The organism is Vibrio sp. TMPB1044, assembly GCF_030442075.1.
Lineage (GTDB): Bacteria > Pseudomonadota > Gammaproteobacteria > Enterobacterales > Vibrionaceae > Vibrio > Vibrio satsumensis.
This window is the reverse complement of record NZ_JAUJED010000027.1, coordinates 38,777-57,899: the sequence shown is the minus strand read 5'-3', so window position 1 is coordinate 57,899 and position 19,123 is coordinate 38,777. Positions and strand designations below refer to the sequence as shown.

Below are 19,123 nucleotides of genomic sequence, written 5' to 3'. Positions count from 1 at the left end.
CCCACCTGATTCCATGCCGAACTCAGAAGTGAAACACAATAGCGCCGATGGTAGTGTGGGGCTTCCCCATGTGAGAGTAGGACATCGCCAGGCTTTAAATTTGAACACTTGTCAGCGACGACAAGTATTCCACTGCGGAGTGGTAGTTCAGTTGGTTAGAATACCGGCCTGTCACGCCGGGGGTCGCGGGTTCGAGTCCCGTCCACTCCGCCACTTATTAGAAAAGCCCTGCTAGCAATAGCAGGGCTTTTTTACATTTGAAGAAAAGTGTTTTTCTCTAGCAGAATCAGTCCCACAAAGGTTTAGTCCTAAATTGGCGACCCTGCGTTTAGCGTTCTCGCTACTCCCTTCATTACGTATTAGAAACCCTAGTTTGACAACTAGGCTTTCGTCGTTTCCGATATCTGAGTTTTATTATCTGTCTCCGAGATCTTTACTTCCTATTAATTTTAACTGGCTGATAAAGATGCTTCGTTTTTAATAACAAGGTTTTGTTGGTCTGTAACTCTTGCTTTATCCCTTTTACTTCATGAATGAATCTACAGGGCCGTTACGTGAAGCCTCGGTTATAACGGTTTATAGTTGGACTATTGATGGCTATTTTGTTAATTCAGCGTGACTTTAAGTGGGCATCTGTCTGCGGGTAAATATCTTTAAACGCCTTTTCTCAAGGTGATCTCCATTTACTCTTGGGCTTAAAGGTGTCACTTTTCTCTATGATTCCTCTTGAATCTCTTCTAAGAGCTTGTTTATAAAAATCGTAAACTACATACAGACACAATTAAAGTAGTTCTATGTGTGTTTTGGAGGCCCTAACGCACAATTTCATAGTTACTTTAATACACTTGGTTTGGTGGGGAATGCGAGTAAGGGCTCGATAGATTATGGTTTATAAGTATCGTTGCGGTTATCTGGGGATAAACAACAGATATAAAAAAGCCGATGCTGGGCATCGGCTTCGTTTGAGTTGCTTCGAGTTAAGCGGGTTGAACTAGAGCGAGCGCTTTACGAGAAACCTCGTGAGCTGCTTTCGTTAAGTTTTGCTTCTCTAGTGCGTCAGATAGATATCCGTAATCTGAAACATTTGAACGAAGTGCTAGCGCTTTCTCAAAGTGGCTTTGTGCTTCTGCCCACTTCTGCTCTCTTAGGTAGAACTGAGCCAACGCGCTGTGTGCTTCAGCATTATCACTGTCTTTACTGATTGCACGTTCTAGCATAACCACTACTGGGTGGTGATCGGCTAGGTTCAGCTCTGGAAGCAACATGTAGAGCTCATTTGAACCACTCTTTGCAATGTTCTCTTTGATCACTGTGAACGCTTCTGTGTCAGCTTTACGAGCAATCAGTTGTTTCACAAAGCATGATACAAGGTACGAACTTTGTTTCTGCTTTCTTGAAAGCTTGTTCCAATGGCTAATTAAACCTTCGCTACCTTGCTGTTGCGCGACATCATGAAGTAAACCACATTGTGCTTTCTGTTCTAATTCGCGCTGCTCATCATCTGTTAGAAGTTTGTTCTTTACTAACTTCGGCGTTAATTCTAGCAATGGCTGCCATAACTTAAGTTGCATATAGGTGGCTTTTAACAGGCCAAGTACAGCAGTGTTATTAGGGTATGTGCCTTTTAGGGTAGAAAGTGTATCGAATGCGGCTTCGTAGTTTGACTCACTGATCTGTTGTTTTGCTTTAGTTAGCTCTACCGCCAGTAGGGAGTTGTCTTGCTGGCTAGCGAGCTCGATGTATTTGTCACGTTCACCCGTATTCCCTTGTTCGTGTGCCGCTTGAGAAGCGACTAAATAACAAAGCAGCGGCATGTCGTGGTGGTTAGCCCAACGAGTTACCTTCTTCTCTGCGCCTTTCCAGTCACCTTCAAGAAGTTTGATGATGCCTTCATTGGTATAACGACGAGAGCGTTTCAGTTTACGAACACTGAACCAGTTCCAAGTTGTCGAGCTTGCGTACATAAGCTTTTTAAACAAGTACTCTAAGCCGAACAGAGCAGCTAGAAGAGCAATAACAAAGATAACCAGTGTTGTCACGCTCATCTCAATGGTCTTATTGGCAATTGAGATCAGAACGTAGCCTTGTTGACCAGAGAACTGAGTACCAACAATTAACCCAGCACCGAGAACGAGAAAAAGAAAAATCCAACGAATCATTATTTTTCCTCCGTGGTCATAACGGTGACTTCACGTCGTAGGCGCTCACGTATCACATCTGATAACTCATTCTGAGACTCAAGCTTTACAGGGTATTTCACAGAGATGTTCTGTTCACTTAACTGTTTAATCGCTTTCTCAAATTCAATCACTGAGTTGTTATCTTGGTTTAGGTACGCTTTCGACCACTCGCTAGCGGTATTAAGAGCTACACTATAGAGTTCACCTTGCTCTTTGTAGACGGCGCGAATAGCGGTCTCTAATTTACCTTTGATGTTTTCACGCAGGTAGAAGTGTTGCTCAGGAGAAAGTAGAGGGATAACTTCGCCATCACGACTGCGGAATGTGATGAAGTTTTCTGAGAAGTCTTTCATCGACGTCATCAGGTTATTTTGCCAATCATTAATATCTTGCGATACTGCTTTTTTCTCAACAATTGCGGCTTCTGGAAGAATAGCATTGGCAAGTGGCAGCGAATCGACTTGCTGCTGAAGACTTGTGATGCGTAGAACTAAGCCATCACGGTCGATCAGAGGAATAGTGCGAAGCTTGGTAATGTCATTGGTCATTGATTGACGCAGTGACACTAAGCTAGGGTCGTTCAGTGCTGCGATACGTTGATCGGCACTTTCCATTAACTTAGTTGCGCTAACGGCATCATGCTCTAGAAACAGTTTACGTCCTGCTAGTTTCACAAGGTAATCGGCTTCGGCAAGTAACCAGTCATTCGGGCGGCGACCTTTAACGTCAGCCACTGCTAACTGTAGGCTTTGAATGCTCTTTTGCTGTTGAGACTGTACTACCTGAGTTTTCTCCACCGCGTGCGACGCTTCTTGGATAGTCTCTTGCTTGATGGTTTGCAGGTCTTTATTTACTGCAGATTGGGTATTCTGAAGTTGCGCTTGAAGAGTGGCGATTTGAGCTGAGTACTCAGCACTCTTTTGCTGCATTTGAAATGCGATACCGCCACTGAAAATAATAGAAATAGCGATCGCAATAGCACCTAGCTTGACACCGCGCTTACCTTGCTTTTCTGCTTTCTCTATTTGCTCTTTATGCTCAGCTTGAGGCTGTTCATTATTAGCGGTATTTGAGACAGAGGCATCGAGCTTCTGTTCAGATTGTTTTGTCTCTGTAGAGTCAGCTTTTTCGCTTTCAACAACAACTGGCTGAGTGTCTTGTTTCTTTTCAGGTTCAATATGCTCATTATTTTTTTTGCTTGTCATGCTTATTTCCTGTTTCTAGCTAGGGCCGGAGAGCAGCCAGTAATATTTGGTTCGTAGCACTGTGAGTATTGGTCACGTTCGAGAAACCGAGTTGTTGTGCTCGTTCTACAATGCGCTGGCTTGGGACAAATAGATGTCTTGTTGACAGCCAAGCCAAATACTCATCAGGGGTAATTGAGCAGAGATACTCCAATTGTTCCTGACTAGTGATGACAACTTTGGACGCTTTTTTGTTTATCCATGTTTGATAGGTATTGTGGTCGCTAATGGGAATATATTCTCTACGGTAGGTCTCACAATAAGAGACTTGTGCACCTCGATTGAGTAGGGAATCTCTAATGAGCTCACGCCCACCATTACCACGTAGTATCAAAACGGACTTATTTTCTACGCCATTAAGTTCAGTAAGTTTAAGAAGATGTTCACTATCACTAACTTGAGGGTAGTTTACTTTTTGTTTACAGACTTTGCTTAAAACGTGCGCAGTTTTTTGACCAACGCCAAGATAAAGCGGCGAAGTGGGCCAAATGGATGAGGTTTTCGAAAGGATGTTTTGAGCAGCGGTCACGGCGTGGTGACTGACTGCAATAATGATATCGCTGTTATTAAGCTGGGTGCTTAAATCCGAAGAGTTTGGATTATCAACGATACGAATCAGCGGATGATGGATTGCTTGAATTCCTTCATCCGCTAGTTGTTGGCAAAGCGATTGCCCCTCTGAACCGGGGCGAGTCACCAACACAGTCATGGTTATTCTTGGTCAGCGTAGAGTTTGGTTAGGATTTCTCTTGCACCATCATCCAGCAATTGATTTGCTAGAGTCACGCCAAGCGCTTCTGCGTCTTTACGAGGACCAGAGATCTCACCACGAACCATCTTCGAACCATCCGGTTCACCAACTAATGCACGTAGCCAGATGTTGTTGCCATCTAATAGTGAATAGCTACCGATAGGCACCTGGCAACCACCTTCTAGAGTAAGGTTCATTGCTCGCTCGCAAAGTACACGATCAGCCGTGTCTTTATGATTCAGCGGCTCAAGAAGCTTGATTAGACGTTCATCATCTAGACGGCACTCAATACCAACAGCGCCTTGGCCTACAGCTGGTAGAGACTGTTCTGGTTCGATGAAGCTGCGAATACGCTCTTCTAGCTCTAAACGCTTAAGGCCAGCAGCAGCCAGTACGATCGCATCGTATTGACCATCATCGAGTTTACCTAGACGAGTACCAACGTTGCCGCGCAGCTCTTTGATGATTAAGTCAGGGCGAGACTCAAGTAATTGACACTGACGACGCAGGCTGCATGTACCCACGACGGCACCTTGTGGTAGCTCGTCGATATTGTTGTAGGTATTTGAAACGAAAGCATCACGAGGATCTTCACGTTCACAAATCGTCACCAGACCTAGACCTTCTGGGAAGTCTACTGGGACATCTTTCATTGAGTGAACTGCTAGGTCAGCACGACCTTCTAGCATTGCTACTTCAAGTTCTTTAACGAACAGGCCCTTACCGCCAACTTTAGCAAGCGGAGTATCGAGGATGATGTCACCTTTGGTCACCATAGTTACCAACTCAACCTCTAAACCAGGGTGAGCAGCTTGCAGTGCATCCCTTACAAAGTATGCCTGCCAAAGGGCAAGAGGGCTTTTTCTGGTCGCGATACGGATTGGTGCTGAATTTGTCATGGTGGTTCCGATATAGGTTCTGTAATAGCCTAATCCTACCATTATGAGGCGAGAATTCTTACTGTTTGATCATTCGATACTTTGATAGCTGAGAGATTTTCATTAGTTCACCAAAATAGTGTGATTGGTATCTCATTTGAAACATGGGCTATTATTAGAAATAGTCAATAAAGAGGACACTACGGCGCCGTGAGTTTAACTTTCTGTCATCAAGGAATTGACCAGTATGACGGATTCCTTTGCTTTACCACTAAGGGTAAAAGTGTTAAATTGATCACGTTTTGTTGCTGCTTTCGTTCAGTAACTAAACAGAACTGCACTTAACCTCAAACCAAGGACTTACCTTGCAGGCTTACACTCAAACTTTGATTCAACGATTAGACAATCTAAATCAGCAGCGCATTGATCGTGCGTTGGCGTTGATGAATGTGCAAGGCCAGCGAGTTTTCAACCTTATTCCCGCACTGCTTCACTTCAATCACCCGATGATGCCGGGTTATTATGACCAACAAGTTCCTTTTGGAATTCGTAGCTTCACGCTTAATGAATTCCAAAAGCAATTTGTCTCTGATACCGAATTAACGCTGGGTGGCAAACTTACCGAGGCTGCTGAACCTGCAATCCTTGGCTTGTACACCATGGGTAGTACTTCTTCTATTGGGCAAAGTACCTCAAGTGATCTTGATATCTGGGTGTGTGTTTCTCCAGATATGGATGGCGCATCTCGTGATAGCTTGACCAACAAGTGTTTGCTTATTACCGATTGGGCTGAGACCTTAGGTGTGGAAGCTAACTTCTTCTTGATGGATGAACAGCGTTTCCGTTCGAATCATTCGGAAGAGATGACCGGTGATAACTGTGGTTCTTCACAGCACTTGTTACTGCTTGATGAGTTCTATCGCTCAGCGGTTCGTTTAGCCGGTCAACGTTTGTTGTGGCAAATCATTCCGCCTGAAATGGAAGAGTGCTACGACGAGTATGTTCAAGGTTTATGTCAGGACGGCTATCTTGATTGCTCGCAGTGGATCGATTTCGGTAAGCTAAATCGTATTCCCGCTGAAGAGTACTTTGGTTCAAACTTATGGCAGCTTTATAAGAGTATCGACTCTCCGTATAAATCGGTGTTAAAGGCGATCCTGTTAGAAGCCTATTCATGGGAATACCCAAACACTCAACTGCTGAGTATTGATACCAAGCGTCGCTTCTTCGCGGATGAACCGGATCTGTATGGCATGGATAGCTACTATCTGATGCTTGAGAAGGTAACGCGCTATCTAGAACGCATTAACGACCACACTCGATTGGACTTGGTGAGACGTTGTTTCTACCTTAAGACCCACGAGAAGTTGTCACGAGATGCGGGCATTGGTTCTGTTGCGTGGCGTCGTGAAGCCTTAACTGAGATGACTAAGTCTTGGAATTGGGGACATGAAACCATTGCTGAGCTCGATAACCGCCGTAACTGGAAGGTTGAGCAGGTTAAAGTGGTACACCATGCACTGCTTGATGCCTTGATGCTGAGCTATCGTAATCTGATTCAATTTGCGCGTCGCAACGACATCACTTCTGCAATTAGCCCACAAGATATTAGTATTTTGGCGCGTAAGCTTTACGCTGCGTTTGAGGTATTGCCAGGTAAAGTGACGTTACTGAATCCGCAAATCTCTCCTGATCTGCATGAACCAGACTTGAGCTTTATCGAAGTTCGTCAGGGTCAGTCGAATAAAGCCGGCTGGTACCTGTATAAGCAGCCATTGGTAGCGCATCGTATTCTTGGTCAGCCTTCACTTGAGCACCATGAGTACTTGAGTAAACTGGTTGCTTGGTCATTCTTTAATGGCTTGATTACGGAGTCGACGCGTTTGCACTCTGTGGTGCGTGATGCTCACATTGATATCGATAAGTTCTATCAAATGGTGAGCGATCTGCGTAATACGTTTTCTTTGCGTAAGCGTCGCCCGAGTATGCAAGCACTGGCGAGTCCGTGTGAGATAAGCCAGCTCGCGATGTTCATCAACTTTGAAAATGACCCAACTTCTGAGTTAAGTGGTCGTGCATTAAAAGTGGACCTCAAGAATGCTGATATCTTCAGCTTTGGTGAAGAAGGTAAGAGCTTAGTCGGCAGTGTCGATCTGGTTTATCGTAACTCTTGGCATGAAGTACGTACGCTTCATTTCCAAGGTGATACAGCAATGCTGGATGCACTTAAAACGGTTCTTGGCAAAATGCACCAAGATGCGTTGCCGCCAGAGTCGGTGGATGTGTTCTGTTACAGCAAAAACCTGCGTGGTGTGATGCGTAATATGGTGTATCAACTGCTTGCTGAGTGTATCGACTTACGATTGAAACCGATTGAACCAGAGAAGCGTCGCCGCTTTAAGGCTATTCGTTTAGCTAATAAGATGTTTGGTCTGTTCTTCGAGCGTCGTGGTGTATCGGTACAGATGTTGGAAAACTCGGTTGATTTCTACCGTAGTATCTCAACCAATAAGTTGAAAGGTTCACCGTTACTGATGCTCGATAAAGAGCAGGAGTATCAACTGCCAGAAGTGGTGGATGGTTTTGCGAGTGAGGGTTTAATTCAGTTCTTCTTTGAAGATACCGATAAAGGTTTCAATATCTATGTATTGGACGAGTCGAATCAAGTAGAGGTGTATCACCAGTACAATGGTGAAAAAGATGAGATGATCGCGAACGTGAATTCTTTCTACACATCGGTAAAAGATGAGTCGAAGATGTCGTCTAAGTTGATTAACTTCAATCTCCCTCAGTACTACCAGATCGTGCACCCTGAAGAGGGTAAATCTTATGTTGTGCCTTACCGTAACGACGCTACCTTGTCTTCTCGGAGTTCAAAGATAGTCAACATCTAGGCTTATTGAGACTGATTGATATTAAAAAAGGAGTGATTGATTCACTCCTTTTTAGTTTTGCTTACAAATGATTAGACCCAATCGATCTCTTCACCTGCGTGCTTCACGCATTCTTCTTTTACCATCTCAAACAGCTCCATGCCCGTCTTAGAGCATGTCCACTTGTCGTCGATTAATTTAAAGTGGAAGCCACCAGATTTAGACGCCAACCAGATTTCTTTCATTGGTTCTTGGCGGTTAATAATGATTTGGCTGCGGTTCTCAAACTCGAGCGTCATCACGTTACCAGTCACTTCGTAATCAATATCTGCCTCTGAATCGTCGATAGCTTCTTCGATGTTTTGCATCTGTATATCGACTAGTTGATGAAATTCAGTCTCGTTCATCCTTTCTATCCTATTGCTTTTCCTGAGTGTGGTGCGATTATAGGGGGCATTGAGTTAATAATCACGATATGCAAAATGAAAAAATTAATTACCGCTCTGTTTATGGTGTCCGTTATTGGACTTTCTGGTTGTGGTCAAACGGGTCCGTTATACGATCCTGATGAAGTTCAGCAGACTGAACAATCACAATAAGTGAAACACGCAGAAATCGTTATTTATAAGGGATAAGAACTTTGGATTACTTCAACTATCAGGAAGATGGCCAGCTTTGGGCTGAGGACGTCGCACTTTCACAACTCGCAGAGCAATATGGTACGCCGCTGTATGTATACTCTCGTGCAACATTAGAGCGTCATTGGAACGCGTTTGACTCATCGGTTGGTGAGCATCCGCACTTGGTGTGTTATGCCGTTAAAGCTAACTCGAACCTTGGCGTGTTGAATACTTTGGCTCGTTTGGGTTCAGGTTTTGACATTGTTTCTGGCGGTGAGTTAGAGCGTGTAGTAGCTGCTGGTGGCGATCCGGCAAAAGTTGTGTTCTCTGGTGTCGGTAAAACAGCTGCTGAAATGAAGCGCGCACTTGAGTTGAACATTAAGTGTTTCAACGTAGAGTCTGAGCCAGAACTTGAGCGACTGAATAAAGTTGCTGGTGAGCTTGGTGTTAAAGCGCCAATTTCACTGCGTATCAACCCAGATGTTGATGCCAACACTCACCCTTATATTTCTACTGGTCTGCGTGATAACAAGTTTGGTATTGCTTTCGACCGTGCTCCAGCCGTTTATGCGTTTGCACAAACACTCGATAACTTGTCTATTCATGGTATTGATTGCCACATTGGTTCTCAGCTAACGGATATCGAACCTTTCATTGATGCTACCGATCGCCTGCTTGCACTGATCGACCAACTACGAGCTGATGGTATCAACATCAAACACCTTGATGTCGGTGGCGGATTGGGTGTGGTTTACCGTGATGAATTACCACCACAGCCTTCAGATTACGCGAAAGCCTTATTGGCTCGCCTAGAGAATCATTCTGATCTAGAGCTGATTTTCGAGCCTGGAAGAGCGATTGCTGCTAACGCTGGTGTATTATTAACAAAAGTCGAGTTCCTCAAGCCAACCGAACACAAGAACTTTGCCATCATCGATGCAGCAATGAACGACCTGATGCGTCCAGCGCTTTACCAAGCTTGGCAAGATATTGTTCCAGTTAGCCCGAGACAGGGTGAAGCCGTGACTTACGATTTGGTTGGCCCAATTTGTGAGACGGGTGATTTCCTAGGTAAAGATCGTGACCTTGTTCTTGAAGAAGGTGATCTGCTAGCAGTTCGTTCTGCGGGCGCTTATGGCTTCGCGATGTCATCTAACTACAACACTCGTTCGCGTGCGGCTGAAGTGATGGTTGATGGCGATAAAACTCATTTGGTTCGTCAGCGTGAAGAGCTTGCGAGTCTATGGGAACTTGAAAACATTCTTCCGGAGTAATTTTAAGCGTTATGCACTTCCACTTTTCTAAAATGCATGGTTTGGGCAATGATTTCATGGTCGTGGACTGCATTACTCAAAATATTTTCTTTTCTCCAGATTTGATCCGCCGTTTGGCGGATCGTCACACTGGTGTGGGTTTCGATCAGCTACTTGTGGTTGAGGCTCCTTATGATCCTGAAACTGATTTCCATTACCGCATATTCAATGCGGATGGCAGTGAAGTGGAGCAGTGTGGTAATGGGGCTCGTTGTTTTGCACGATTCGTTCGCATGAAAGGCTTAACGAATAAGTACAGTATCAACGTCAGCACCAAGAAAGGTAAAATGGTTCTCAAAATTGAAGAGAATGACCTGATCACGGTGAACATGGGTATTCCTGAGTTCGAACCAGGTAAGATTCCATTCAAGGCCAAGCAGCCAGAGAAGACGTATATCCTGAGAACGGATGTACATACTTTGTTCTGTGGTGCGGTAAGCATGGGTAACCCACATGTGGTTACCGTCGTTGATGATGTCGATACTGCTGATGTGGACACCCTAGGTCCGCTTCTCGAATCACACGAACGTTTCCCTGAGCGTGTTAATGCTGGTTTTATGCAAGTGGTTAGCCGTGAAGAAGTTCGTTTGCGTGTTTACGAACGTGGCGCGGGTGAAACTCAGGCATGTGGCAGCGGAGCGTGTGGCGCAGTTGCCGTTGGTATCACTCAAGGCTTACTGGCTGAGAATGTGAAGGTTCGTCTACCAGGCGGTGACTTACACATTAGCTGGCAAGGACCGGGTAAACCTCTGTTTATGACCGGCCCGGCAACGCATGTGTTTGATGGTCAACTTTCTTGCTAATAACGATTTATAACCAATAGATTCATAAAACATAAAGGATAGGTTTTGTCTTACGTTGAAGCCGACGCACTCACCGCAGAAGTGGTCGCGGAATATTTACGTGATAACCCAGATTTTTTCCAAGACAGAAAAGATTTGGTTGATCGCCTTGCTATCAATAACGTTGAGCAGGGCGCTGTTTCTCTGGTTGAGATTCAGCTTAAACGCCAGCGTCATCGAATCGAAGAGCTTGAAGAAGAGATCACTGGCTTGATGTCGTTGGCGGCAAATAACGATAAAACCTTCTATGAGTTTATGGATCTGCAAGCGCAAGTGCTGAAATGCAGTGACTTCATGCAGGTGATAAAGGCCGTTGAACAAAAAGCGTTAGACCTTGGGCTTAAGGCTCATGTTCGAATTCTTTCACAATCGGGTTTTTATCATTTAAGTGCTGAGGGCTACTCTAAGTTTTCGCTGAACCATTTCAATGGCAAAGATGCTTATCTTGGGCGCTTGAGAAAAGCCGACAGACACGATTTGTTTGGTGATTATCCAGTTCCAGAGCTAGGCTCTTATGTAGTACTACCGCTTGCTAAGCAGTCTCCATTGGGCTTGCTCGCCTTTTCTAGTGAAGAAGGCGGACATTTCCAACCCCATATGGATACGCTCTTTTTACGTCATTTAGCACTTGTTGTCGCTCATTTGGCGGACACCTTACCTTGGCAGATAAATAATGAGCCTAGAGCCCAAAATACCTCTTCCTAACAGCCTTCAAAAGCCACTTTCTCGCTTCTATGAGTATCTCAGAAGCGAGAAGGGACTCAGCCTACACACTCAACGTAATTACAAACAACAACTTGAAACTATGGCCGGTCATTTAGTCACGCTAGGGCTAAAGGATTGGGGCCAGGTCGATGCAGCGTGGGTAAGACAACTTGCCAGTAAAGGCATGCGTGAGGGAATGAAAGCAAGCAGCATTGCAACACGCTTATCTTCACTGCGCAGTTTCTTTGATTTTCTTGTGTTGCGTGGAGAAATGACGGCCAATCCAGCCAAAGGTGTTTCTGCTCCACGTAAACAGCGTCCTCTGCCTAAAAACCTCGATGTTGATGAGGTTGGACAGTTGCTTGATGTTAACGAGGACGACCCACTGTCGATTCGTGACCGCGCGATGATGGAAGTGATGTATGGCGCTGGGTTACGACTGGCAGAACTGGTCGGTATTAACCTCAAAGATGTGTTGGGTCGCCAGGGTGAAATCCGAGTCATCGGTAAAGGCGATAAAGAACGCAAAGCGCCTTTTTCTGGTTTAGCTAAAGAGTGGGTCGATAAATGGCTTAAAGTTCGTGGTGAGTTGGCTTCACCGGGTGAAACCGCACTGTTTGTCTCGAAGTTAGGGACTCGTATTTCTCATCGAAGCGTGCAAAAACGTATGGAAGAGTGGGGAAAGAAGCAATCTGTCGCGAGCCACATCAGCCCGCATAAACTGCGTCACTCCTTTGCAACGCATGTGCTAGAGTCGAGCCAAAACCTTCGTGCTGTTCAAGAATTGCTTGGCCATGAAAACATCTCGACGACCCAAGTGTATACCCACTTAGATTTCCAACACTTAGCACAAGCTTATGATCAGGCTCACCCGAGAGCGCGTAAGAAGAACAAAGATTAGATTTAAGGGTTTACTATGCGAATTTATCGAGGGTTAAAGCCCATCAAAGCCATGACCTTTGACTTAGATGACACCCTGTATGACAACTGGCCTGTGATCATGAAGGTTGAGAAGGAGATGGCACAGTGGCTTTATCAAAAGCACCCAGTGTCGGCTTCTTTATCGCTCGAAGAGTGGCAGGGCATTAAGCAGCAAATCGCCTCTGAAAACCCAGCTTTGAAACATGATGTCACAGTATGGCGTGAAACTCAGATTAAAAGTGGTTTGCTGCAATTGGGTTATTCTCAGCAGCAAGCAGAACAAGCGGCTCGAGAAGGTATTGAGCATGCATTATGGCTACGTAATCAAGTCAATGTTCCTGACGAAACGCATCGTGTGATGACTGAGCTTAGTCAAGGCATTCCTCTAGTTGCGATTACTAATGGTAATGTCGACCCACACAAAATTGGCTTAGGGCAGTACTTTCAATTAATCCTTAAAGCTGGCCCTGATGGAAGAGCTAAACCCTGCCCAGATATGTTTGAAAAAGCTCAGCAACACCTAGATTGTGACGCTGAGAATATTCTTCATGTTGGTGATCACCTCAAAACGGATGTCTATGGAGCCAAGCAAAATGGCTTCCAAGCGTGCTGGTTTAATGACACTGGTTCCAATTTATACCTCTCTTCGAAGGCGAGCGTGCTCCCTGATGTTGAAATAGACCAACTTAGCGATCTTATGCGACTAATTTAATGGCTTGGTAAGCTTATTGTGTCGCATTTATGATAGTGAATTGTTACATTAGTCGCCTATAAAAGCCTGATTAGGCTAGGATAATTGGCGGCTACTTTTTATCGATTCATTTCAGTCATAGCAGTGGTTGCGGGTTCTCTACTCCATTAGAATTTGAACAAGGGTTGGCATGCAAACATTTACATTTCTCGCAAATACTGAGGCGTTGTTTAGAGCTCAACTTGATCAGCGAGAATGGTGTGACAGCAAACAGTACCTTATCCAAATTTTCTCAGCTCAATCTTCAGATCTAGCTCGTCAAATCGCGAGTGTCGCTCTCAATCGTTTAAACAATGCGACGCTAATTGGTCAGAGTGCTCGTCATGTTATCTGTGATAATTGCCTTGAAAGTGCATGCACCTTAGTTATCATCAGTGAGTTCAACGAAACCCATCTAACCTCGGCAGTCCAGCCTTTTACGGGTAATCCAAATCAAGATAGCCAAGACTTAGCTTTGCAACTGCACCTTACCGAAGGCACCAAAACGGTCATCAGTTTGTGCGATCAGGTCGAAGGGCGTGATTACCCTATCTATAGCGCTTTTGAAAACCTGCCTTACGCATTGCCGATTGCTGGTGGACTGTGCCATGAGAATGAATTTGGCCGTTGGGTTATGTATAACGAGCAAACCTACCAGCATGCCTGTGTTGCTGTGGCTCTGACTAACCCAAGATTGAAGGTTTGGTCGGATGCGTACTCTGAGTGGAACCCGATTGGGATGAAACTGCGAGTCACACATGCGGTCGGAAATCGCTTATACGCGTTGAATGACAAGCCGGCGATTGAAGTATTCAAACATTACCTTGCGGATGGCAAAGACCTTCCTTTTAGCCAACTGATGAGCTTTCCACTTTATCGAGAACTTGGCAGAAAGAAGGGTATTTCAACACCTCTACGCATTAATGATGATGGCAGTATCGAGTTTGATAGCCCTTGGCATGTCGGTGAAGAGGCGCAGTTTTGTTATAACCACCCCTCTTTGACCGCGGAAAAGGTGCGTCACGGTGCCGAGATGCTAGCCATGCATCAGCCTGAATCGGTGATCATCTATAACTGTGTATCTCGACTTGAGTTTATCGACAGTAAACTTGAGCTTAAGCCATTTGAAGGGATAGTGAATACATGTGGTGCCTACTGCATGGGTGAGCTATACCGCAATGAAGACCGCCAAGAGATACTACACCACAGCCTGACTTATATCGCTATGCGCGAGTCTGACGAGGTTAAAGAGTTTCGTTGTGAAGATTTTCAGTGTGGCTCAACAGTGTCGCCATTGCTTAACTTGGTCAGAAATGCAGTCGCTGATCTCGACAGTATGAATACCCAGATGGAGAAAAAACTCCATCAACAAGCGCGTCGCTTAACCGAGAGCTATCGCATTGACTCACGCACTGGCTTACCGAACCGTATTGTACTGAAGGAGCGCCTCAATACGATTCTATTTAGTGAGCACTTACTCACGTTAAAGCTCACGAATTTCCATCAAGTTAACGAAAAATACGGCTATCAGGTGGGTGACCAGTTACTGCTTGACCTGTCTAATCACTTTATTGAGCGATTGCAGCTTCGTGTCGTGAAGGAGCCTCGCGTGAAGGTTGAGCTGTTCAGTATTGGGGTCGGAGAGTGGGCGATTATCTTTAACGCCAGTGTTGGTAGTACAAAAATAAAAGAAGGTTTCGTTGAGTTTGCCGATGACATCGAACACATAAATTTTGAGCCGTATGGTTTGGCTGATATTGATTACCTGTCAGTTTCTCTGTGTGGCGGCTTTGCTAGTCGTTGTGATTTCTTAACCGACAGCGGTGACGAGATCTTATTAAAAGCGATCGAAGCTCGACGTTATGGGGTGCGGAACAATACCCACATCACCAATGCCAAAGACATTCAGGTGAGCGAAGAGGACCGCAAAGAGCAGCTCGGTTGGTTGAGCTGTGTGAGCCGTGCGATTTTAGATCAGAACATCATTACCTACTCTCAGCCGATTGTGGAATCGGGCACTCACGAAATGATTGGCCAAGAGTGTTTAGTCAGAATCATGGAGTCGGACGGTACTATTGTGGCACCAGGAAAGTTCTTACCTATCATTGCCGACACGCACCTCTACACACGCCTTAGTCGACATATGATTAAGAGCACTATCGGTTATATGGCGGATAAACAGAGTTCGTTCTCTATCAATCTATCCCCACAAGATTTGTTGAGTGACAAGACGCTTGAGGTACTCGAGGCTGCGATCAGTGGTATGAACGATCCCACTCGACTTGGCTTAGAGGTTTTGGAATCTGAGCAAATCAAGGATTATGGCCGCATGATAGAGGTGTGTGATCACTTCCGTGCACTCGGGGCGAGAATCATTGTTGATGATTTTGGCTCTGGTTACTCCAATATTGATGAGATCATTAAGCTTGAGCCACAGATTATTAAGCTCGACGGTAGCTTGATTCGTAATATCGACAAAGACCAAAAACAAAGAAATATCGCTTCTCAGTTGGTTCGCTTATGCCAAGTGTTCAATGCTAAGACGGTTGCTGAATTTGTCCATAACCAACAGGTTTGTGAGATAGCAGAACAAATGGGTGTCGATTATCTGCAGGGTTATTACTTTGGTGAGCCTAAGCGATTGTTTTAGTTATTAAAACTAATGGATTCTCATGCCGGCTGGCTTCGAAAATGCTCAATCACCATTGATGTCTGCTTTGTGGTGGAATAAGTGATGTCTAACTAACGTCACATTATTTATAAGACGATTGTAAGTATTCCGTGCAAGCCTTATCTATAATAAGCACAATAACAAATCATTAACCTAGCGATTAATGTGAATATGCAGTCGACTTCTCTCCTGATACAAGACATTGAGCAAACCCAACGTGAATTGGAAAAGATAGATTTTCATCAACACGAAAGCCTACTAATTCAGGTGTTTTCGTCTTTCGAGAAGGGTTCTGTTGCGGCTGCCTGCCAAGTGATTCAATCGACTTTCCCCAATGCCAAACTGATTGGTTGCAGTGCTAACCACTACATCAGCCAAGGCGTCATCCTGCACCAAGGTCTTTATCTGATTGTTACCCGTTTTGACGCGACGTCTTACTCTTGTGGTGTTGTCGAATATAGCGAGCAACCATTGGTCGATAGCCACGCTATGTGGCAACAGCTTGAGTGCAATGATAATACTCAAAGCATCATCTGTTTCGCAGACCGCTTGCAGATAAATAACCGAGTTCTATTTTCAGCGTTTGAGCAGTCGAGATATTTATTACCTATCTGTGGTGGTGCATCGACCATCACAGATAATGGACGATGGGTGATGCTAAACGGTATTTGCTATGAAAATGCCTATGTGATGTTGGCGCTGCACAGTGCAGAGCTATCCATCACTAAAGGTTATTTCACTGAATGGAACCCTATTGGCCGGACTTTCCGAGTGACAGGAGCCCAAGATAACTGGTTGGTTGAATTGGATGGTATACCTGTTCGTGAGCTCTACAATCGTTACCTCGCTGATGGCCTTGAATTGCCTTTTGAGCAACTGCATAATTTTCCTTTGATGGTTGGTGATCCGAAAGAGCAAAGGATTCACTTACCGCTCAAGGTGACGGAATATGGAGAGATAGAGTTCAGTGGCCAATTCCAAGTGGGTGATGAGGTCCGGTTTTGTTATGACCATCCCTCATTGACCCTGGAGCAGGTCCGACTGGGGGTTCAACAGCTTGCCTCTCATAAGCCGGAACAGTTTTTTATCTATAACTGTATCTCTCGCATCGACTTTATTGATGGCAACCAAGAGGTTGAGGTTTTCCAGAAGCTGGCCGACAGCTATGGCGTGTACTGCATGGGAGAACTCTATCAAGAGAATGATCAACAGCGAATCTTGCACCATAGCCTCACTTACCTCGCATTAAGAGAAGGCGAGGGTAAGGTAGTATTGCCATTAGATACACAACCCGCGACCAATATATCCCCTCTGTTTTCATTGATCCGAAATGCACTGCTTGATGTCGATGACATGAACAACAGCATGGCGAGTAAGATTCAGCAACAAGCCACCGCATTAACGGCGAGCTACCGAATTGATCACCGTACTGGCTTGCCTAATCGAAGTGTATTGCGTGAGAAGCTGTCGAAGATGAGCAGTGATAGCCACTTGTTAGCTTTGAAGGTCACGACCTTTGGTCAGATCAATGAAAAGTACGGCTATCGAGTGGGTGACAAGCTTCTGCATGATTTGAGTGAGTATTTTCAAAAGGCGCTGTGGCAGTTCTTTGATGAGGGATGTCAGCTCTACAGTATCGGTATTGGTGAATGGGCAGTGGTGTTCGATAGCTGGGCGAGCCAAGAACATATTCATCAGCGATTCTCGGAGTTTGCCGATCAAACCGAGCATGTAAATTTCGAACCTACAGGTTTACCCGATATTGATTACTTGTCGGTGTCTATCTGTGCGGGTATTGCCAGCCGTCGAGATTTCCCAACGACCTCTATTGATGACTTATTATTGAAGGCGATTGATGCGAGGCGCAGTGCCGTCAGCCAGAATAAACACTTAGTTAATGCTAAGACGTTAATTCAACTGGAGAAGCATCGCCAAGAACAACTTGGTTGGCTGTCGTGCGTGAGTCGCGCTGTGCTTAATCAGAATATTGTGGCGTGTTCTCAACCGATTGTTTCGGCGCATAGCCATCAGGTAGAGAGCTACGAGTGCTTGGTTCGAATTGAAGAAGACGGTCAGTTGATTGCACCGGGTAAGTTTTTGCCAATCATAGAAGGAACGCACCTCTATACACGCCTCAGTCGTCAGATGATAACGCGCACCTTTGATTTTATGAGTCAGCGAACCGATTCGTTCTCAATTAATTTAGCGCCACAAGATTTCAGCAATGAGAAAACCATTCTTCATCTTGAACAAGCCATCAAGAAAATCAGTCACCCACAGCGTATTGGTTTAGAAGTGTTGGAAACGGAACAAATTCAGGATTACGGTCGCTTGATTGAGGTGTGTAACCACTTCCGTGATCTTGGTGTGAATATTATTGTCGATGATTTTGGTTCAGGCTATTCGAACATTGATGAGATATTGAAGCTAGAACCACAAGTCATAAAGCTTGATGGTAGTCTAATTCGCAATATCGATACGGATAAAAAGCAACGTAAGATAGCGCAACAGCTGGTGAGCTTATGTCAGATTCTGAATGCTAAGACGGTGGCGGAGTTCGTACATAATGAACAGGTGTGTCGAATCGCAGAGGATATGGGTGTCGATTACCTGCAAGGTTACTACTTTGGTCAGCCTCAGCGTTTGTTCTGATGGAGCGAGAGTTTCACGTGAAACACTAGTGGCTCAATAGCTAAAGTACGATGTAAAAAGGGTAAGCTTATGGCTCACCCTTTTTGTTTTTAGTATCTGTTCCGTCCTGAAATGTGTTTATTGCCTTCCCGCGCGCCTGCTTGGTCTATTTGAGGGCATGGCCACACTTGTCGGCATGGAATACCTTTAGATACTGTTGGTAGTAGTCATCAATGAGTTTGGCAGGTTCACCCTCACCTAAAGACTTGAGTAACTCAACGCCCACCTCGCAAGTACACAAGTGGCCACTGTCTTGATTACGGCGCAAGGTGTATGAAGATTCGCTAGTGGTGTCGAGGTGAACTTGTGGAACGGCTTGTAACCATGAGCTCTTGTTAAGCATCTTCTTCGCTTCTTGCCATGTGCCATCTAAGATGATGAATAGCGGTTTACGACTCAGGGCTTGGGTCATCACAGCTTGCTGGCACTCGATACTTTTATCACTTGGGAATAACAGAAACGGTTGCCGTGTTTCATCGTCAAGCAGCGCCATTAGCTCCGCTGGTGGTGTTTTCCTTTGCCATACAAGGGACCGACACTGATCAAGGGATTGCTGAAGCAGCTTTCCAGTATTGGTATCGCGCGACAGTTCATTCTCATGAGTGAGCAGTACAAGATCGATTTGGCTTTCGACACTAGGTATCAGGTGACAAATACATTGGTGAGTGAAGCCACAACCAGGGCAAGCTTGTAGGTTACTCATG

At 45.1% G+C, this 19,123-nt stretch carries 15 protein-coding genes, 1 tRNA gene and 1 rRNA gene; 11 read left to right on the top strand and 6 right to left on the bottom strand.

Going from position 1 to position 19,123, the window contains the following annotated elements; all coding sequences use genetic code 11:
* Together rrf and QQ041_RS19615 are read left to right on the top strand one after the other, a co-directional pair.
* Positions 1-93 (top strand): 5S ribosomal RNA (gene rrf / locus QQ041_RS19620); the annotation flags it as partial.
* Between the two features lie 43 nt (positions 94-136).
* A tRNA-Asp gene (locus QQ041_RS19615) sits at positions 137-213 on the top strand.
* A 764-nt stretch (positions 214-977) separates the two neighbouring features.
* On the opposite strand, the gene QQ041_RS19610 is transcribed toward QQ041_RS19615, so the two are convergent.
* The 4 genes from QQ041_RS19610 to hemC are packed head-to-tail and all read right to left on the bottom strand — an operon-like array spanning position 978 to position 5,074.
* A complete protein-coding gene (locus QQ041_RS19610) occupies positions 978-2,159 on the bottom strand; it encodes a heme biosynthesis protein HemY (protein WP_285954873.1) in 1,182 nt (393 codons plus the stop codon).
* The gene (locus tag QQ041_RS19605) at positions 2,159-3,385 is read right to left on the bottom strand and encodes a uroporphyrinogen-III C-methyltransferase (RefSeq protein WP_285954872.1); all 1,227 of its coding nucleotides are present in this window, start codon (positions 3,383-3,385) and stop codon (positions 2,159-2,161) included. Before QQ041_RS19605 ends, QQ041_RS19610 begins: the two co-directional genes overlap by 1 nt.
* Before the next feature lie 19 nt (positions 3,386-3,404).
* A complete protein-coding gene (locus QQ041_RS19600; RefSeq protein ID WP_132982608.1) occupies positions 3,405-4,133 on the bottom strand; it encodes a uroporphyrinogen-III synthase in 729 nt (242 codons plus the stop codon).
* Positions 4,134-4,135: 2 nt separating this feature from the next.
* On the bottom strand, positions 4,136-5,074 hold the full coding sequence (gene hemC / locus QQ041_RS19595) for a hydroxymethylbilane synthase (protein WP_019825210.1): 939 nt from the start codon (positions 5,072-5,074) through the stop codon (positions 4,136-4,138).
* Positions 5,075-5,418: 344 nt separating this feature from the next.
* Here hemC and QQ041_RS19590 point away from each other — a divergent pair, with 344 nt between their 5' ends.
* Complete coding sequence (locus tag QQ041_RS19590; protein ID WP_285954871.1) at positions 5,419-7,947, top strand: class I adenylate cyclase; 2,529 nt, start codon at positions 5,419-5,421, stop codon at positions 7,945-7,947.
* Between the two features lie 71 nt (positions 7,948-8,018).
* Here the strand turns inward: QQ041_RS19590 and cyaY are convergent, their stop codons facing one another.
* Complete coding sequence (gene cyaY, locus QQ041_RS19585) at positions 8,019-8,333, bottom strand: iron donor protein CyaY (protein ID WP_004740462.1); 315 nt, start codon at positions 8,331-8,333, stop codon at positions 8,019-8,021.
* On the opposite strand from cyaY, the gene QQ041_RS19580 reads away from it, so the two are divergent.
* The 8 genes from QQ041_RS19580 to QQ041_RS19545 all read left to right on the top strand — a co-directional run bounded on the left by QQ041_RS19580 (position 8,313) and on the right by QQ041_RS19545 (position 18,380).
* A complete protein-coding gene (locus QQ041_RS19580) occupies positions 8,313-8,525 on the top strand; it encodes a lipoprotein (protein WP_017104751.1) in 213 nt (70 codons plus the stop codon). The two genes, cyaY and QQ041_RS19580, sit on opposite strands and share 21 nt — an antisense overlap.
* Before the next feature lie 41 nt (positions 8,526-8,566).
* Entirely contained in the window at positions 8,567-9,820 is a 1,254-nt protein-coding gene (lysA, locus tag QQ041_RS19575) for a diaminopimelate decarboxylase (protein ID WP_061019782.1), read from the top strand.
* A gap of 11 nt (positions 9,821-9,831) precedes the next feature.
* On the top strand, positions 9,832-10,662 hold the full coding sequence (gene dapF / locus QQ041_RS19570; protein ID WP_060983632.1) for a diaminopimelate epimerase: 831 nt from the start codon (positions 9,832-9,834) through the stop codon (positions 10,660-10,662).
* 45 nt (positions 10,663-10,707) lie between these two features.
* Positions 10,708-11,406: a DUF484 family protein gene (locus QQ041_RS19565; protein WP_132982604.1), complete on the top strand. Its 699-nt coding sequence runs from the start codon at positions 10,708-10,710 to the stop codon at positions 11,404-11,406.
* Positions 11,375-12,307, top strand: coding sequence for a tyrosine recombinase XerC (gene xerC / locus QQ041_RS19560; RefSeq protein ID WP_017061015.1), 933 nt, complete (start codon positions 11,375-11,377; stop codon positions 12,305-12,307). Before QQ041_RS19565 ends, xerC begins: the two co-directional genes overlap by 32 nt.
* A gap of 15 nt (positions 12,308-12,322) precedes the next feature.
* Entirely contained in the window at positions 12,323-13,039 is a 717-nt protein-coding gene (gene yigB, locus QQ041_RS19555; protein WP_017071800.1) for a 5-amino-6-(5-phospho-D-ribitylamino)uracil phosphatase YigB, read from the top strand.
* Between the two features lie 169 nt (positions 13,040-13,208).
* Positions 13,209-15,707 carry an EAL domain-containing protein gene (locus QQ041_RS19550; protein WP_132982602.1) on the top strand — a complete coding sequence of 833 codons (2,499 nt, stop codon included), beginning with the start codon at positions 13,209-13,211 and terminating at the stop codon, positions 15,705-15,707.
* Between the two features lie 192 nt (positions 15,708-15,899).
* Entirely contained in the window at positions 15,900-18,380 is a 2,481-nt protein-coding gene (locus QQ041_RS19545; RefSeq protein ID WP_210447738.1) for an EAL domain-containing protein, read from the top strand.
* A gap of 145 nt (positions 18,381-18,525) precedes the next feature.
* Here the strand turns inward: QQ041_RS19545 and QQ041_RS19540 are convergent, their stop codons facing one another.
* The gene (locus tag QQ041_RS19540; RefSeq protein WP_210447739.1) at positions 18,526-19,122 is read right to left on the bottom strand and encodes a tRNA-uridine aminocarboxypropyltransferase; all 597 of its coding nucleotides are present in this window, start codon (positions 19,120-19,122) and stop codon (positions 18,526-18,528) included.
* Position 19,123: the final 1 nt, after the last annotated feature.

What these genes read in the sequence shown, in the direction of transcription:
- cyaY (WP_004740462.1), bottom strand. Translation starts at nt 8,333, where the DNA reads ATGAACGAGACTGAATTTCATCAACTAGTCGATATACAGATGCAAAAC.
- QQ041_RS19545 (WP_210447738.1), top strand. Translation starts at nt 15,900, where the DNA reads ATGCAGTCGACTTCTCTCCTGATACAAGACATTGAGCAAACCCAACGT.
- yigB (WP_017071800.1), top strand. Translation starts at nt 12,323, where the DNA reads ATGCGAATTTATCGAGGGTTAAAGCCCATCAAAGCCATGACCTTTGAC.
- QQ041_RS19540 (WP_210447739.1), bottom strand. Translation starts at nt 19,122, where the DNA reads ATGAGTAACCTACAAGCTTGCCCTGGTTGTGGCTTCACTCACCAATGT.
- QQ041_RS19580 (WP_017104751.1), top strand. Translation starts at nt 8,313, where the DNA reads ATGAAATTCAGTCTCGTTCATCCTTTCTATCCTATTGCTTTTCCTGAG.
- QQ041_RS19610 (WP_285954873.1), bottom strand. Translation starts at nt 2,159, where the DNA reads ATGATTCGTTGGATTTTTCTTTTTCTCGTTCTCGGTGCTGGGTTAATT.
- dapF (WP_060983632.1), top strand. Translation starts at nt 9,832, where the DNA reads ATGCACTTCCACTTTTCTAAAATGCATGGTTTGGGCAATGATTTCATG.
- hemC (WP_019825210.1), bottom strand. Translation starts at nt 5,074, where the DNA reads ATGACAAATTCAGCACCAATCCGTATCGCGACCAGAAAAAGCCCTCTT.
- QQ041_RS19550 (WP_132982602.1), top strand. Translation starts at nt 13,209, where the DNA reads ATGCAAACATTTACATTTCTCGCAAATACTGAGGCGTTGTTTAGAGCT.
- xerC (WP_017061015.1), top strand. Translation starts at nt 11,375, where the DNA reads ATGAGCCTAGAGCCCAAAATACCTCTTCCTAACAGCCTTCAAAAGCCA.
- QQ041_RS19605 (WP_285954872.1), bottom strand. Translation starts at nt 3,385, where the DNA reads ATGACAAGCAAAAAAAATAATGAGCATATTGAACCTGAAAAGAAACAA.
- QQ041_RS19600 (WP_132982608.1), bottom strand. Translation starts at nt 4,133, where the DNA reads ATGACTGTGTTGGTGACTCGCCCCGGTTCAGAGGGGCAATCGCTTTGC.